The following is a 16,637-nucleotide window of genomic DNA, read 5'->3' as shown; positions in this document are numbered from 1 at the left end:
TCTCAGGCAGGCGCACCTTCTTTGATTAGATGCGCCGCCAAGGTCCGCAACGGCCCCAGCTGGCGGCAAATCAGCGCCAACTGCGTCTGCACCAGCCGCTGATGCTCATCCAGTTCTTCCGGCATCTGCTCCAGGGCATTGGCCAGCGCCTCTTCTTCATCACTGTGAATTGCCACCGGCAACCGCGCCGCCAGCCCATTGGCTATTTCGTCCAGGCTGCTGGCCAGGCTTTGCCCGGCACCTTCGATCAACTGCTCCTGGACCTCCGCCGGCAACGCCGTGTCGCGGTGTGCACCCAGCCCGGAGAGGTAGCTGAGCAGGGTGTGTGACAGCACCAGGAAACGGAAGCCCACATCCGCTTCCTTACGGAAATGCCCAGGCTCCATCAGCATGTTGGCCAAGGTGGTGGACAGCGCCGCGTCGGCGTTGTGGGCATTGCGCCGGGCCAGGCGGTAGGCCAGGTCGTCGCGCTTGCCGTGGGCGTACTGCTGCATGATCTGGCGCAGGTATACGCTGGCGCAAGCCAGGGTATTGGCCAGTGCCTTGTTCAGCCGCCGCCCTTGCCAGTCAGGCAGGAACAGGAACACCGCCAGGATGGCGATCAGGCTGCCCACCAGGGTATCGAACAGGCGCGGCAGGAACAGCCCATAGCCATCGCCGATCTGATTGAAGCAGAACAGTACCATCAGGGTGATCGCCGCCGTGGCCAGGGTGTAGCGGGTGGTGCGGTTGACGAAGAACACCACCCCGGCGACCACGGCGAACAGCGACTGGATGACCGGGTTGGGGAACAGGTCGAACAACGCCCAGCCCACTGTCAGGCCGACGGCGGTGCCGAAGATGCGCTGTACCAGCTTGCGCCGGGTTGCGCCGTAGTTGGGCTGGCACACGAACAATGTGGTCAGGATGATCCAGTAGCCTTGAGTGGGGTGGATCAGGTGCACCATGCCGTAGCCGATCGACAGCGCCAGCGGCAGGCGCAGGGCATGACGGAACAACAGCGAGGTCGGCGTCAGCTGGGTGCGCAGGCGTGTCCACACGTCTTTAAGCGAGCGTGGGGAGCGGTCGAGCAGGCTGCTGTCGCTGGCGTCGGCCAGGCTGTCCGGGTTGCTGGCGGCGCTGAGCAAGCGGTCCAGTGTTGCCAGGTTGGCGGCCAGTGCCCGCAGCGAACGCAACAGGCCACGCCAGGCCGGGTTGCTCTGGATGCGCAGGTGCTCTAGCGAAGCGTTGAGGTCTTCGAGGGCTTCGGGATAACCGCTGGCCAGCACGAACGGCTGGCGCAGGCGAATCGAGCGCGCCAGTTCCTGGCAGGACGAACCCTGCTTGCGCAGCAGGCGCTGGCAGCGAAACATCACATCACTGTGGAAGAACGCGTCGGTCAGGGCGTTATAGGGGTAGTGCGAGGCACTGACCCGCTCGTGGATGTCCTGGGCCAGGAAATACAGCTTGAGGTAGCGGCTGACCTTGGAGTTCGGCTGGCTGTTGCCGACCCGGTGCAGGATGATTTCCTTGGCTGCGTTGAGCGCCGCCACCACCTTGCCGTTTTGCTGCGCCAGCTCAAGGCGTCGGGCCTCGACGTCGAGGGTGCGTACCGGCTCGAACAGGCTGGCCTTGAGCTTGAGGTAGCTGCCCAGCTCGAAGAACAGCTTGGCCAGGCTTTGCTGCACCGGCTGGTTGGAGAACAGTGCCTGCCACAGCACCGACAGCAGCCCGTACCAGGCCGCCCCCGTCACCAGCAGCAAAGGCTCGTGCCAGAAGTCCGTCACCTGGCCACCGCGCTGGTCCACGCCGATCATGGTGTAAACCGCTGTGATCAAGGTCGCTGAAGCGATGGCACCGTAGCGTTCGCCCAAGGCACCGAGCATGGTCAGGCCGAATGCGGCCAAGGCCAAGGCAACAACGAAAACCCAGGGGTAGGGGAACAGCAGCTCCACCGCCAACGCGGCGATGGCAAAACACACGAGGGTAACGGCAAGGGCGCTGAGACGGCCCTGCCAGCTGTCGTCGGTTTCGGCCAGAGCACTGGCGATGATGCCGAGGAACAGGGGGATCAGCAGGGCCATCTCGTTCTGGTACCAGCACAGGGCCAGGCTGCCGGTGAGGGCGATGGTGACCCGGATGCTGTAGCTGAACTTGTCTTGGCCCCACAGGCGACGCAGTGACTGACGGAACGAGCTCGATGACATGATGGCCTGCTAGGCAGTAAGCGAAGAATGCATTGCAGCACGGGCCAGCAAGAAGCGTTCCGTGCTGCTGAATGGATTCTACTCTACACGAACTGCGCTGCGGCGTTGGCCGATGCCCAGGCCCACTGGAAGTTGAAACCGCCCAGGTGGCCGGTGACGTCGAGCACTTCGCCAATGAAGTACAGCCCCGGGCTTTTCAGCGATTCCATGGTCTTGGACGACACTTCGCGCGTATCCACGCCGCCCAGGGTGACTTCGGCGGTGCGGTAGCCTTCGGTGCCGGCCGGTACCACTTGCCAGTTCGCCAGCTTTTCGGCGATCTGTGCCAGTTCTGCCGGGGTGTACTGCTTCATCGGCCTGGACTCGAACCACTGCTCGGCCAGCAGGTTGGCCAGCTTGCGGGTGAACACCTCGCCCAGCACGGTCTTCAGTTCGGCGTTGGCGCGCTCGGTTTGCATCTGTTGCAGCCAGGTGAGCGCATCGCGGTCGGGCAGCAGGTTGATCTCCACCGTGTCACCGGCTTCCCAGAACGAAGAAATCTGCAAGATCGCCGGGCCGCTCAGGCCACGGTGGGTAAACAGCAGGTTCTCGCGGAAGCTGGTGCCATTGCAGCTGGCGGTGCAGTCCAGCGAGGTGCCGGACAACTCGGTGCACAGTGCCTTGAGTTGGGGCTCGGTGATGGTGAACGGCACCAGCCCGGCGCGGGTCGGCAACAGGGTGTGGCCAAACTGGCGCGCCACCTGGTAGCCGAAACCGGTGGCACCCAGGGTCGGGATCGACAGGCCGCCGGTGGCGATCACCAGCGACTGGCAGGCGAACTGGCCACCGCTGGTCTGCAGCAGGTAACCGGTTTCTGTCTTTTCGATCTGTTCGATGCTGGTGTGCATGCGGATTTCGGCGCCAGCCTCGTCGCACTCGGCCAGCAGCATGTCGAGGATGTCGCTGGCCTTGTTGTCGCAGAACAGCTGGCCGAGCTTCTTCTCGTGGTACGCCACGCCGTGCTTGCACACCAGTTCGATGAAGTCCCATTGGGTGTAGCGGGCCAGGGCCGATTTGCAGAAATGCGTGTTCTGCGACAGGAAGTTGGCCGGTTCGGTGTACATGTTGGTGAAGTTGCAGCGCCCGCCGCCGGACATGAGGATCTTCTTGCCGGGCTTGTTGGCGTGGTCGAGCAGCAGCACCCGGCGGCCACGACGGGCGCTGAGCTGGGCGCACATCAGGCCGGCGGCGCCGGCGCCGAGGATGATGACGTCGGTGGAATGCACGGTGTTACCTCATGGATAGCCGGGGCTGCTTTGCAGCCCTTTCGCGACACAAGGCCGCTCCCACAAGGGATTGCACAACATATGAAATTTGCGCAATACCCTGTGGGAGCGGCCTTGTGTCGCGAAAGGGCCGCCAAGCGGCCCCAAAATAGGTCAGACGATACGGACTTTCAGGGCGCGGCCCTTGATCTTGCCGCTGTTCAGCCGCTGCATGGCCTGCTTGGCCAGCGCCCGCTCCACGGCAACGAACGCCTGGAAGTCGAAGATGGCAATCTTGCCCACCTGTTTGCCCGGGATACCGGCATCACCGGTCAGCGCACCCAGAATATCGCCCGGGCGCAGCTTGTCCTTGCGCCCGGCTGCAATGCACAGGGTGCTCATCACCGGCAGCAGCGGCTCGCCGCCTTTGTTCTTCAGGCTGTCCAGCTGGTCCCAGCGCAGCGGGCTCTTCTGCAGCTCCTCGATGGCCTGGGCACGGTGGCCTTCGGCCGGTGCCACCAGGCTGACTGCAACACCTTTCTCACCCGCACGGCCAGTACGGCCCACACGGTGTACGTGGATTTCGGCATCACGCGCCAGCTCCACGTTGATGACCATGTCCAGGCCATCGATATCCAGGCCGCGCGCGGCCACGTCGGTAGCCACCAGCACCGAGCTGCTGCGGTTGGCGAACATGGTCAGCACCTGGTCGCGGTCGCGCTGCTCCAGGTCGCCGTGCAGCGCCTGGGCGACGATGCCCTTGGCGGTCAGGTGGGCAACCACGTCCTCGCACTGCTGCTTGGTGAAGCAGAACGCCACGCAGGACTGCGGGCGGTAGTGGCCGAGCACGCGGGTGACGGCCTCCAGGCGCTGCTGCGGGTCGATCTCGATGAAGCGCTGTTCGATCTGGTTGTCGGTGTGCAGGCTTTCGACCTTCACCTGCTGTGGGTTGCGCATGAAGTCGGCGGCCAGTTGCTTGATGCCGGCCGGGTAGGTGGCCGAGAACAGCAGGGTCTGGCGGCGCGACGGGGTCTTGCCGATGATGCTGGCGATGGCGTCGAAGAAGCCCATGTCGAGCATGCGGTCGGCTTCGTCCAGCACCAGCGTGTTCAGGCCATCGAGTACCAGGGTGCCCTTGTCCAGGTGTTGCTGGATACGCCCCGGGGTGCCGACGATGATGTGCGCACCGTGCTCCAGCGAGGCGATTTGCGGGCCCAGCGAAACGCCGCCGCACAGGGTGAGGATCTTGATGTTGTCCTCGGCGCGGGCCAGGCGGCGCAGCTCCTTGGCCACCTGGTCGGCAAGCTCGCGGGTAGGGCACAGCACCAGCGCCTGGCAGCCGAAGTAGCGCGGGTTGATCGGGTTCAGCAGGCCGATGCCGAAGGCGGCGGTCTTGCCGCTGCCGGTCTTGGCCTGGGCGATCAGGTCCTGGCCCTTGAGGATGACCGGCAGGCTCTGGGCCTGGATCGGCGTCATCGAGGCATAGCCGAGGGCGTCCAGATTCGCCAGCATGGCGGCGGACAACGGCAGAGTGGCAAAGGCGGTGGATTCGGTGGTCACGAGGCTGGCCTGCGGTGCGAAGCGAAAAATGCCGCACAGTCTACCAGCCTCATGGCCATTCGCCCTACGACTCCATGTGTTCTTCCGGACGACGGGCACGCCTTCCGTCCGTCGGCGCCAGTTGCAGGAAGATCGCCGCCGCCAGCATGGCCATCACGCCGATGGTGACAAACGTCAGCTGGAAGGCGCCCAAGGTGGACTCCACGCCTTCGGCGCTGCCCGCTGCGGTAAAGCCGCCCAGCAAGGCACCGGCACAGGCTACGCCCAGGCTCAGGGCCAGCTGCGCGACCACCGACAGCAGGCTGTTGCCGCTGCTGGCGCTGGCGTCGTCCAGGTCGATCAGGGTCACGGTGTTCATCGCGGTGAACTGCATCGAGTTGACCGCCCCCAGCAAGCCCAACTGAATCAGCAGCACGGCGTAGGGCGTCTGCTCGTCGACCAGCCCCAGGCTGGCCAGCAGCAGGCCCAGCAGCAGGGTGTTGCCGGTGAGGATGATGCGGTAACCGAAGCGCTCGATCAGCGGGCGGGCAACGGACTTGGCCAGCATGGCCGCTGCCGCCAGCGGGATCATGCTCATGCCGGCCTGGGCCGGTGAGTAGCCCAGCGCGACCTGCAGCAGCAACGGCACCAGGAACGGCAGGGCGCCACTGCCCAAGCGGGCGAACAGGTTGCCGAGGATGCCGATGGCGAAGGTGCGCACGCGGAACAGGCTGGGCGAGAACAAAGGCTCCGGGTCGCGCCCGGCACGCAGCCAGTAGGCTGCCAGGCACGCCATGCCGGCGAACAGCAGCAACATCACCCGCAAGTGCGGCAGGTGCAGCTCGCCCAGGCCTTCCATGGCGATGGTGATCAGTACCATCGCGGCGCCAAACAGCAGGAAACCGGGGCCGTCGAACGTGGTGCGCTCGGCGCCGCGCAGGTCCGGGATGAACTTCCAGACGGCAAAGCAGCCGATCAGGCCGACGGGCAGGTTGAGCAGGAAGATCCAGTGCCAGCTGAGGATTTCCACCAGCCAGCCACCCACCGTCGGCCCAAGCAGCGGGCCGAGCAGGCCGGGGATGGTGATGAAACTCATGATCCGCACCAGTTCGCTGCGCGGGTAGGCGCGCAGCACCACCAGGCGCCCGACCGGCAGCATCAAGGCACCGCCCAGGCCCTGCACGACGCGGGCGAAGATCAAAAAGCCCAGGCTGTTGGCGGCGGCGCACAGCAGCGAGCCGAAGCTGAACAGCAGGATGGCACTGAAGAAGATGCGCTTGGTGCCGAAACGGTCGGCGATCCAGCCCGAGGCGGGGATCAGCAGGGCTACGGTGAGCATGTAGGCGATGATCACGCCCTGCATGCGCAGCGGGTCTTCGGCCAGCGAGCGGGCCATGGCCGGCAGTGCGGTGTTGAGGATGGTGCCGTCCAGGGACTGCATGAAGAAGGCGATGGCCACCACCCAGGGGATCCAGCGGGCGGTGACGGGGTCTAGCGGTGGGCGTTCGGGCATGACTTCCTCGTTTGTCAGTGCCGGCCTCTTCGCGGCTAAAGCCGCTCCCACAAGGGTTATGCGATCCCTGTAGGAGCGGCTTTAGCCGCGAAAGGGCCAGCAAATCCAGTCACAATGTCAGTGTGAGACCTTTGACCAGCGCCCCCGGCAAATGACTCGACCCGGTACTGCGCTGTCCATAGGTGCTGGTCGACAGGATCATCTCGCGCTCGCAGGTCAGGTCCTCCAGCTGGCTGCCAAGCAAACTGTACAGGCTGTCATCGAAACGCATGGTGCTCACCGGCCCTTGAATCTGCCCGTTTTCCACCCAGAAGGTCGCGAACCGGGTCAGCCCCGTCATGCGCGCCGCCGGCAGATCAGAGTAGTTCAGGTACCACAGGTTACTGATGTACAGCCCGGTACCCAGCCGCTCAAGCACCTGCTCGCTGGCCAGGTTACCCGGTGCCAGGCTCAGCGCACACGGCGATTCGTAACTGTCGGCACCATTGGCCAGTAACGCGAACTCGGCTGCACTGCGTGCACTGATCAACCTCTGCTGCGCCTCGCCTTGCTGAATCAACGGCACATCCAGGCGCGGTGCCCCCTCATCGGAAAACGCCGGGCTCAGCGAACCGCTGACCTGCTCGGTGAAACTCACCCGTGGGCTCAGCCGGGCATCGCCGTTGTACAAACGCTGCAAGGCGCTGTTGCCAGTGGCCAAGGCCTGTGCGGAAAAACCGCCCCAGCACAGCATGCCGGCGATTTCGTCCATGGCTGCCGGGGCCAGGTAGGCACGGTAGCTGCCGGGTTTGAGGGTGATCGCCGGGTGGCCGAGGAAGCCCAGCTGTTCCCGCGCCTGCCGCAAACGTGCCGTGAAATCGTCGATGTTCCAAACCTGGCCGGCATAGTTGGCCTTTACCGCTTGGCCATTGTCGTGGAACAGGCTCCAGTCAAAGTTGAAGCTGTTGGCCTGGTGCCAGCCAAAGGCGCCGAACGAACTGGCAAAGCCCCGGCAGATCGGGCCGGCAGCGTAGATACCGACCAGGTCCAGCTCGCCTGCTTCGCGGTCGAGCAGGGCGAGCACGTCGCTCAGCTCGGGCAGGGGGTGTTCCTGCAAGCTGTGGCTCTGCCAGGCGGTCTCGTCCAGGCGCAGATAAGGGTCGACAGCCAAAAGCGGCAAGGTCTGGCGCAGTTGCGTCAGGGCATCGGCAAGGCGCTGGCGGTCCAGTTGCGCGTCGCCACTCAAGGTCACCTGCTGTTCCGCCTGGCGGCCATCACGGACCAACCGCAGTTGCGCGCTGGCCTGGCTTACAGTGCCGGCCTGGCGCACCTTGGCGTGGTTGAAACGCACGAATTGCGACTGTTCGGCGCTGTAGCCGAGGGTGAACTGCTCGCCTGCTTGCAGGGCGGCGCGCACATCCCCGACCAGGGTTTCGAAAGCATGCTTCATCAGGCGTCTCCTCCGAATACGTCGATCTGGCGGAATACGCAGGCGGGCGATGCATGGCCGACCCGCACCACCTGGTTGGGCTCGCCCTTGCCGCAGTTGGGCGTGCCGAGTACCTGGAAGGTGCTGCGGTCACCAACTGCCGCCAGGTTGCGCCAGAACTGTGCGGAGATGCCGCGGTAGTTGGGGTTCTTGACGATGCCCTTGAGCTCGCCGTTTTCGATCAGCTGGCCCCATTCGCAGCCGAACTGGAACTTGTTGCGTGCATCGTCGATGGACCAGGAGCGGTTGGTGCGCATCAGGATGCCATGCTCGATGCCCTTCACCAGTTGCTCCAGGCTCTGGTCGCCCGGCTCGATGTTCAGGTTGGCCATGCGGTCGATCGGTGCACGGTTCCACCCGCAGGCGCGGCTGTTGGCCACGCCGTCCAGGCCAGAGCGGAATTGCGACAATGCGCCGCCCAGCGGGCGCAACAGCAGGCCGTCGCGGATCAGGAACTGCTTGCTGGCCGGGGTGCCGTCGTCGTCAAAGCTGTAGCTGGCCAGCTCTTCGCCGATGGTCGGGTCGAACGTCACGTTCAGCAGGCTGGAGCCGTATTGCAGGTGGCCGAAGTCGCTGGCTTTGACGAAGCTGGTGCCAGCGTAATTACGCTCGTCACCGAGGATGCGGTCCATTTCCAGCGGGTGGCCGATGGACTCGTGGATCTGCAGCATCATCTGGTCCGGCATCAGCAGCAGGTCACGCGGGCCGCTTGGGGTGTTGGGGGCCAGCAGCAGTTGCAGCGCCTCGTCGGCGACCTGCCGGGCGGCGCCCACCAACCCGCAGCGCTCGATGATCTCGAAGCCACCCTGCTGGCCGAAGTTGTCGCGGCCCAGGCTGCGGCTCTGGCTGTCCTGCCCGTCGCTGGCGGTCACGCCCAGCCCCGGGAACAGGAAACGCTGGGCATGGCGCAGTTCGGCGCCGGTAGAGTTCAGGTAGGTTTGCTCGACCAGGGTCAGGCCCAGGCTGGCTTGCCAGTCCACCAGGCGGTCGTCCTTGGGGACGCTGGCCGACTCGGCGGCAAGCAAGCCAAGGCAGTCGGCGAGGGACGGCACGGGCTGGTCGAAGTTGGGTGAGATATGGTCGTGCCGCGCGCTGGTCACGGGTTGGTCGCGCAGGTCGAGCAAGCTGTGCCGGGCGATCTGCCGGGCCAGGGCCTCGGCCTGCTCCAACGCGTGTTGCAAGCCCGCCTGGGACAGGTCGGCGGTGGCCGCGTAAGCCTCCACGCCATTGACCCGCACGGTTAGCATGACGCCTTCGTCCTGGCTGAAGAAGGGTGGTTCGGCAACGTTGCGGCGAACCGACAGCGCCTGGTGCGACTGTTTCACATGGCGCAGGGAAAACAATTCGGCCGTACTGCGCAGCGCGGCAAAGCGCTGGCGCAGCAGGGCGCTGGTATCGAACATGTGGAAGCCTCCGTGTACATGGTGGCTCCCCCTTAGAACCACTCGTCCTGCATGGTGAGGCAAGTGTCGTCGCGCGCCTCCAGCAATGCCAGCTCATTATGGCAGCCCGGTACTTCCCAGGTCAGGAAATAACGCGCCGCTTGCAGCTTGCCGAGGTAGAAGTCGCGGTCGGCGGGGTTGCCCGTGAGTAGGCCAAGCTCGGCGTGAATGGCCTGTTCCAGCCAACGCCAGCCGATCACGCAGTGGCCGAACGCCTTGAGGTACAGGGCCGAGTTGGCCAAGGCGCCAGCGACTTTTCCCTGAGCCAGGTCGCCGAGCAGGGCAAGGGTCACGCTTTGCAATCGGTTGACCAATTGCTCCAGCGGCTGGCGCAGCGGGTCGAGGTTCGGGTGATGGCTGGCGCGTTCGCCTGTGCTGGCGATCAGGCGGATCAGTTGCTTGAGGCCGGCGCCATTGTTCTGCGCCAGCTTGCGGCCGAGCAGGTCGAGCGACTGGATGCCTTCGGTGCCTTCGTGAATCGGGTTCAGGCGGTTGTCGCGGTAGTACTGCTCCACCGGGTATTCGCGGGTGTAGCCGTGGCCGCCGAGAATCTGGATGGCCAGCTCGTTGGCCTTGAGGCAGAAGGCCGAGGGCCAGGATTTGACGATAGGGGTCAGCAGGTCGAGCAATTCCTGAGCCTGCTTGCGAGTGCTTTCTTCGCTGGCGGTCTGGGTGTCGTCGAACAGGTGAGCGGCGTACAGGCCCAGGTCGAAGGCGCCTTCGACGTAGGCCTTCTGGGCCAGCAGCATGCGCTTCACATCGCTGTGCTCGATAATCGGCACGGCCGGGCTGTGCGGGTCTTTGTTATCCGGCAGCCGGCCCTGCGGCCGCTGGCGGGCGTACTCCAGCGAGTACAGGTAACCGGCGTAACCGAGCATCACCGAGCCCATGCCGACGCCGATGCGTGCCTCGTTCATCATCTGGAACATGCAGGCCAGGCCTTGGTGCGGTTGGCCGACCAGGTAGCCGACGCACTCGCCGTTGTCACCGAAGTTCAGCGCGGTAGAGGTGGTACCGCGCCAGCCCATCTTGTGGAACAACCCGGCCAGCAGCACATCATTGCGTGGGCCACGGCTGCCGTCCTGGTTCACCAGGTATTTCGGCACGATGAACAGCGAGATGCCTTTCACCCCGGGCGGTGCGTCCGGCAGTTTGGCCAGCACCATGTGCACGATGTTGTCGGACAGTTCGTGATCGCCGCCGGAGATGAAGATCTTGTTGCCCTTGAGCCGGTAGCTGCCGTCGCCGGCAGGTTCTGCCCGGGTGCGGATGTCGGCCAGCGATGAGCCGGCGTGGGGTTCGGTCAGCGCCATGGTGCCGAAATAGCGGCCCTCGATCATCGGCTGCAGGAACAGGCGCTTTTGCTCGTCGGAGCCAAAACTCTCGATCAGGTTAGCCGCGCCCATGGTCAGGAACGGGTAGGCCGTGGTGCCGGCGTTGGCGGCCTGGAAGTGGGCGAAGCAGGCTTGCGAGACCAGGCTGGGCAGCTGCATGCCACCGACCTCGAAGTCCCGGTTGGCGTTGAGGAAGCCGGCTTCGAGGAAGGCATCGACGGCGGGTTTCACCTCCGGGATCAGTTCGGCCCGGCCGTCCACATAGCGCGGCTCGTTTTCATCAGCCTTGCGGTTGTGCGGAGCGAAGAACTTTTCGGCGATCGTGCGGGCAGTGGTCAGCGCGGCGTCGAAGGTTTCGCGGCTGTGTTCGGCGAAACGCGGGCGCTGAGTGAGGGCTTCGGCGTCGAGGACTTCGTAGAGTTCGAAGGCGAGGTTGCGGGGGCTGAGCAGGGTCTCGGGCATGGTGGCAGTCCTGAGGCGGGATGCTGCGAGTGTAGGGGGGGTGGGGGGGCGGGGACAGGTTAATAGGTTTGGGTGATATGGGTTAAGAAAACTCAATGAGATCTAGCGGTCTGGCATCTGTTCAGATCTTATTTCCTACGCAGGCCAGAGAAATTTCCCACAATATTTTCGGACGTTGCCATGCGGCTTTCTTGAGTTAAATCATGTAAATGTCAGTCTTTGGAATTGAGGGTTGGCAATGGAAAAGCTCGCTGGACAGCTGTCAAGAAAGAAGATCTGCGCAAAGTCGAAGATCCATTCTTTGCGGTCTCGATAATTAGAGATAATTTGATAAGTAGGGGTTATGTTCGAGAGATATATGGTGTAGCTGAGCTCCTGAAGGAGTGTGGTCTGTATTATAGCTCGGTTAGCCTTGTGGGTGATCAAATTGATAGAGCACTCAGGCCGGTTGCGTCAGGCGAGTGGATGCTGATTAAAGATGAACCATTCAAGCCGATAAATATCGAAGAGAATTGGTATGCAAGAATTTGTAGTAGGCAAAATGACGGCGATCATTTGATTAATACTGTCTCTGAGATGAGTGGTCCGGGAAAGTGGAAGATAACATCTATGCATGTTAATAAATTTGCTTCGAGTGCTGCCTTTGTTGCAAATTTCCTGGTGTCGAGGGGCGATGAAGGTCGAGTTTTCTTATCGTCAGGGAAAGATTTTGCCAGTACGACGCGGGCCGTAACACAGGAGTGGGTGCCGCTTAACGCTGAAGAACGCAACTTTGCATTGTCTTCAGTAATTCATAGATATGGTATGGAGCGGAAAATCACGCAAATTTATGTTGAGGCTGATGATGCATGGGATGTGTCGGGGTCATCATGGCATTGGCGGCCAGTAATCGCAAACGAAGAGTATGAGTTAAAACAAAAATGACCTGGAACATGGATTTGACAAAGCCAACGCGTTTGGTCGGTTTGCTTTGGGGTGGTATGGATGCTTTTTACGTTTCGTTCGTGGTATTCAGTAGCTTGAGTAGAGGTGTGACACCCTTTGTGAGCGACCTCAATTCTGCCCTTGCAAACATGGAGCATTGGGGGGGAGGGCTTGAATTTATGATTTGGATGGGGCTAGTCGTCCAGATATCCCTTATCGCCAGTAGTATATTGCTTTGCTTGGGAAGAGTCTCCGGGCTCTACTTGGCTGGTGTACAAATTCCTTTTCGCATTTTCTTTATAATTCCATCGTTTTCCTTGATTTTGCTATTGCCTGATACCAGTACGTGGATTTGGTTGACCCTTCTCGTTGCTTCTGAAGGAGCTAAAGCCTGGAGTCTTTGGTGGCTCTGGCGAAGGCGCACCTGAACATCTCACACCACACGCCCATAAAAAAGGAGAGCCGAAGCTCTCCTTTTTTCCAACAGCTATCAGCCAATGGTCATCAAGCTGGCATTACCGCCCGCAGCCGCAGTGTTCACACTCACCGCCCGCTCGATCACCAACCGCTCCAGCGCAATCTGGTGATCCCCGCTGGACAGCCCGTGCACACCCACGATCGCCCCGGCGCGCTTGGCCACCTGCTGGCAAACGCCGCGCAGCTGGTCCGAGTCGCCATGGTGGATCACAGCGTCGAACGCCACTTCATCCTTGCTCCAGTCCGACACCAGCTTCACCTTGGCCTGCAGCTCACGCGGCAGGCGCTGGCGCAGGGCTTTGCCAGGTTCGCCGTCAGCCCATACCGCCGAGCTGCCCACCGCCAGCACGGCAGCGAACTGGGCCAACAGGTCGGCCTCGTTGTCGGCCAGGCACAGCACATGCTCGCGTGGCAGGATGGTGTAGCTGTTGCGCTCGCCGGTCGGGCCTGGCAGCAGGCGGGCGATGCCGCTCTGCGACTGGCTGGCGAACTGGCTGCACAGCGCGGCCAGGTCGGCCAGCTGGTTGCTTTCTGCCCAGGCCTTCAGGCCGTGCAGCGGCTTGATCAGCTGATCGTGCAGGGTGCGGTCCGGCTTGCCTTCGCCATCCTGGTGCTGGAAGTGGCGGCCAATCGCGTCGGCCGGGCGGGTCGACAGCAGGCGGTACAGGTACAGCGGGCCGCCGGCTTTCGGGCCGGTACCAGACAGGCCTTCACCACCGAACGGCTGCACACCCACCACCGCACCGACGATGTTGCGGTTGACGTACATGTTGCCGGCGTTGGCGGTTTCCACGACTTTGGCGATGGTCTCGTCGATGCGGGTGTGCACGCCGAGGGTCAGGCCGTAGCCGGAGTTGTTGATCTGCTCGATCAACTGGTCCAGGTTGCGACGGTTGTAGCGCACCACGTGCAGCACCGGGCCGAAGATTTCACGCTTCAGCTCGTCGAAGCTTTCCAGTTCGATCAGGGTTGGCATCACGAAGGTGCCGCGCTTGATCTCGGCGGCATCGGCGATTGCCACTTGATAGACCGAGCGGCCTTTCTCGCGCATGCCCTGGATGTGCTTCTCGATGCCGGCCTTGGCTTCGGCGTCGATCACCGGGCCAATGTCCACGGCCAGGCGGTCCGGGCAGCCCAGGCGGCTTTCGGCCATGGCGCCCTTGAGCATTTCGATCACGCGGTCGGCGGAGTCTTCCTGCAGGCACAGCACGCGCAGGGCCGAGCAACGCTGGCCGGCGCTGTCGAAGGCCGAGGACACCACGTCGATCACCACCTGCTCGGTCAGTGCCGAGGAGTCGACGATCATGGCGTTCTGGCCACCGGTTTCGGCGATCAGCGGGATCGGGCGGCCCTGGTTGTCCAGGCGGCCAGCGACGTTGCGCTGCAGCAGGCGGGCCACTTCGGTGGAACCGGTGAACATCACGCCCTTGACGCGCTCATCACCCACCAGGCCGGCACCGACGGTTTCACCGCGGCCTGGCAGCAGTTGCAGCACGCCTTCAGGGATGCCGGCTTCCAGCAGCAGGCGCACGGCCTGGGCGGCGATCAGCGGGGTTTGCTCGGCTGGCTTGGCCAGCACTGGGTTACCGGCGGCCAGGGCAGCGGCCACCTGGCCAGTGAAGATTGCCAGCGGGAAGTTCCACGGGCTGATGCATACCACTGGGCCCAGTGGGCGGTGGGCGTCGTTGCTGAAGTCGTTGCGGGCTTGTACCGCGTAGTAACGCAGGAAGTCCACGGCTTCGCGCACTTCGGCAATGGCGTTGGCGAAGGTTTTGCCCGCTTCGCGGATGAGCAGGCCCATCAGCGGCTGGATTTCGGCTTCCATCAGGTCGGCGGTGCGCTCCAGAATGGCGGCGCGCTCGGCGGGCGGGGTGGCCTGCCAGATCGGTGCAGCATTCAGCGCGCACTGGATGGCGTTGTCGACATCGGCGACAGTAGCTTCCTGTACATGGCCCACCACGTCGCTATGGTCTGCCGGGTTCAGTACCGGTGCGGCGGCACCTTGGCTGGCCGCGCAGGCCAGCAGCGGGGCGGCTTTCCAGTCGTTGTGAGCGGTGGCCAACATGGCGCAGGACAGCGACGCCAGGCGGTGTTCGTTGGCCATGTCGATACCGGCCGAGTTCGCGCGCTCGCTGCCATACAGTTCACGCGGCAGCGGGATACGCGGGTGCGGCAGGCCGATGTTGCCTTCCTGGGTGCCCATGCGCTCGATGCTGGCGACCGGGTCGGCAACCAGTTCCTGGATGGAGATCGAGTGGTCGGCGATGCGGTTGACGAACGAGGTGTTGGCGCCGTTTTCCAGCAGGCGGCGTACCAGGTAGGCCAGCAGTGTTTCGTGGGTGCCGACCGGTGCATACACGCGGCACGGGCGGTTCAGCTTGCCATCGGCAACCTTGCCGACCACTTGCTCGTACAGTGGCTCGCCCATGCCGTGCAGGCACTGGAACTCGTACTGGCCCGGGTAATAGTTCTGCCCGGCAATGTGGTAAATGGCCGACAGGGTGTGGGCGTTGTGGGTGGCGAACTGCGGGTAGATGGCTTCTGGCACGGCCAGCAGCTTGCGGGCGCAGGCCACGTAGGACACGTCGGTGTACACCTTGCGGGTGTAGACCGGGTAGCCTTCCAGGCCTTCGACCTGGGCGCGCTTGATCTCGCTGTCCCAGTAGGCGCCTTTTACCAGGCGGATCATCAGGCGGTGGCGGCTGCGCTTGGCCAGGTCGATGACGTAGTCGATCACGTACGGGCAGCGCTTCTGGTAGGCCTGGATAACAAAGCCGATACCGTTCCAGCCAGCCAGCGACGGTTCGAAGCACAGGCGCTCAAGCAGGTCGAGCGACAGCTCCAGGCGGTCGGCCTCTTCGGCGTCGATGTTCAGGCCGATGTCGTACTGCTTGGCCAGCTGGGTCAGCGACAGCAGGCGCGGGTACAGCTCTTCCATCACGCGCTCGTACTGGGCGCGGCTGTAGCGCGGGTGCAGCGCCGACAGCTTGATGGAGATGCCTGGGCCTTCATAGATGCCGCGGCCATGGGAGGCTTTGCCGATCGAGTGGATGGCCTGCTCGTAGGACGCCAGGTACTTCTGTGCGTCGTGCTCGGTCAGTGCCGCTTCGCCGAGCATGTCGTAGGAATAGCGGAAACCTTTGGCCTCGAAGCGGCTGGCATTGGCGAGGGCTTCGGCAATGGTTTCACCCGTCACGAACTGCTCGCCCATCAGGCGCATGGCCATGTCGACACCCTTGCGGATCATCGGCTCGCCGCTCTTGCCGATGATGCGGGTGAGCGAGGAGGTAAGGCCGGATTCGTTGTGGGTGCTGACCAGCTTGCCGGTCAGCAGCAGGCCCCAGGTGGCGGCGTTGACGAACAGCGACGGGCTGTTGCCCAGGTGCGGCTGCCAGTTGCCGGTGCTGATCTTGTCGCGGATCAGCGCGTCGCGGGTGCCCTTGTCGGGGATGCGCAGCAAGGCTTCGGCCAGGCACATCAGCGCCACGCCTTCCTGGGACGACAGCGAGAATTCCTGCAGCAGGCCCTGAACGATACCGGCACGGCCGCCAGCGCTCTTCTGGTTGCGCAGCTTTTCGGCGATGCCGGCGGCCAGCTTGTTGGTGGCCTCTGCCAGCGGGGCGCTCAGGCGCGCCTGCTCCAGCAGCATTGGCACCACTTCCTGCTCGGGGCGGCGGTAGGCGGCAGTGATTGCCGAACGCAGTACCGACTGCGGCAGGATGCTTTCGGCGAATTCGAGGAAGCACTGGTGGCTGTGGTCTGCCTGGACTTCGCCGGCGTCGTCGGCCAGGTTGCTGACATGACCGTTGAGTTCGGTCAGGGTGGCACCACCCTCGAGCTTCTCCAGGTAGTTGAAGATCGCTTGCTTGATCAACCAGTGCGGCGTGCGGTCAATGGACTGCGCAGCTGCTTTGAGTCGCTCACGGGTCGGGTCGTCGAGTTTGACCCCAAGGGTGGTAGTCGCCATTTCTTATCCTCGTTATTGCCACGGTTGTGGCCTAAGCTGGCGTCAAGAGTATCTGTAGGACAATTCGGGTGCAACCAGGTG

At 63.4% G+C, this 16,637-nt stretch carries 9 protein-coding genes; 1 reads left to right on the top strand and 8 read right to left on the bottom strand.

Annotated elements, in window-relative coordinates; genetic code table 11:
- Positions 1-2 precede the first annotated feature (2 nt).
- From yccS to N436_RS09295, 7 genes are all read right to left on the bottom strand, one after another.
- Positions 3-2,186 (bottom strand): YccS family putative transporter, encoded by a 2,184-nt coding sequence (gene yccS, locus N436_RS09325; protein WP_110740854.1) that lies wholly within the window; start codon positions 2,184-2,186, stop codon positions 3-5.
- Positions 2,187-2,269: 83 nt separating this feature from the next.
- On the bottom strand, positions 2,270-3,451 hold the full coding sequence (locus tag N436_RS09320; protein ID WP_110740853.1) for an NAD(P)/FAD-dependent oxidoreductase: 1,182 nt from the start codon (positions 3,449-3,451) through the stop codon (positions 2,270-2,272).
- 153 nt (positions 3,452-3,604) lie between these two features.
- Complete coding sequence (gene dbpA, locus N436_RS09315) at positions 3,605-4,942, bottom strand: ATP-dependent RNA helicase DbpA (protein ID WP_232888511.1); 1,338 nt, start codon at positions 4,940-4,942, stop codon at positions 3,605-3,607.
- Positions 4,943-5,054: 112 nt separating this feature from the next.
- The gene (gene mdtD / locus N436_RS09310) at positions 5,055-6,482 is read right to left on the bottom strand and encodes a multidrug transporter subunit MdtD (protein WP_016712374.1); all 1,428 of its coding nucleotides are present in this window, start codon (positions 6,480-6,482) and stop codon (positions 5,055-5,057) included.
- Between the two features lie 109 nt (positions 6,483-6,591).
- Positions 6,592-7,911, bottom strand: coding sequence for a TldD/PmbA family protein (locus tag N436_RS09305; protein ID WP_110740852.1), 1,320 nt, complete (start codon positions 7,909-7,911; stop codon positions 6,592-6,594).
- Complete coding sequence (locus N436_RS09300; protein WP_110740851.1) at positions 7,911-9,353, bottom strand: TldD/PmbA family protein; 1,443 nt, start codon at positions 9,351-9,353, stop codon at positions 7,911-7,913. Before N436_RS09300 ends, N436_RS09305 begins: the two co-directional genes overlap by 1 nt.
- Positions 9,354-9,385: 32 nt before the next feature.
- On the bottom strand, positions 9,386-11,188 hold the full coding sequence (locus N436_RS09295; protein WP_110740850.1) for an acyl-CoA dehydrogenase: 1,803 nt from the start codon (positions 11,186-11,188) through the stop codon (positions 9,386-9,388).
- Between the two features lie 465 nt (positions 11,189-11,653).
- Here N436_RS09295 and N436_RS28380 point away from each other — a divergent pair, with 465 nt between their 5' ends.
- Positions 11,654-12,112, top strand: a complete 459-nt coding sequence (locus tag N436_RS28380; RefSeq protein ID WP_146232418.1) for a hypothetical protein — start codon at positions 11,654-11,656, stop codon at positions 12,110-12,112.
- A gap of 490 nt (positions 12,113-12,602) precedes the next feature.
- Here N436_RS28380 and putA read toward each other — a convergent pair whose 3' ends face one another.
- Entirely contained in the window at positions 12,603-16,556 is a 3,954-nt protein-coding gene (gene putA, locus N436_RS09285) for a trifunctional transcriptional regulator/proline dehydrogenase/L-glutamate gamma-semialdehyde dehydrogenase (protein WP_110740848.1), read from the bottom strand.
- Between the last annotated feature and the right edge of the window lie 81 nt (positions 16,557-16,637).

Source organism: Pseudomonas sp. RV120224-01b, assembly GCF_003208145.1.
In the GTDB taxonomy this organism is placed as follows: domain Bacteria; phylum Pseudomonadota; class Gammaproteobacteria; order Pseudomonadales; family Pseudomonadaceae; genus Aquipseudomonas; species Aquipseudomonas monteilii.
The sequence above is the reverse complement of the archived record's forward strand: the minus strand, read 5'-3'. Positions and strand labels throughout refer to the sequence as shown.

What these genes read in the sequence shown, in the direction of transcription:
- N436_RS09295 (WP_110740850.1), bottom strand. Translation starts at nt 11,188, where the DNA reads ATGCCCGAGACCCTGCTCAGCCCCCGCAACCTCGCCTTCGAACTCTAC.
- N436_RS09300 (WP_110740851.1), bottom strand. Translation starts at nt 9,353, where the DNA reads ATGTTCGATACCAGCGCCCTGCTGCGCCAGCGCTTTGCCGCGCTGCGC.
- N436_RS28380 (WP_146232418.1), top strand. Translation starts at nt 11,654, where the DNA reads ATGCTGATTAAAGATGAACCATTCAAGCCGATAAATATCGAAGAGAAT.
- dbpA (WP_232888511.1), bottom strand. Translation starts at nt 4,942, where the DNA reads ATGCTGGCGAATCTGGACGCCCTCGGCTATGCCTCGATGACGCCGATC.
- N436_RS09305 (WP_110740852.1), bottom strand. Translation starts at nt 7,911, where the DNA reads ATGAAGCATGCTTTCGAAACCCTGGTCGGGGATGTGCGCGCCGCCCTG.
- yccS (WP_110740854.1), bottom strand. Translation starts at nt 2,186, where the DNA reads ATGTCATCGAGCTCGTTCCGTCAGTCACTGCGTCGCCTGTGGGGCCAA.
- mdtD (WP_016712374.1), bottom strand. Translation starts at nt 6,482, where the DNA reads ATGCCCGAACGCCCACCGCTAGACCCCGTCACCGCCCGCTGGATCCCC.
- putA (WP_110740848.1), bottom strand. Translation starts at nt 16,556, where the DNA reads ATGGCGACTACCACCCTTGGGGTCAAACTCGACGACCCGACCCGTGAG.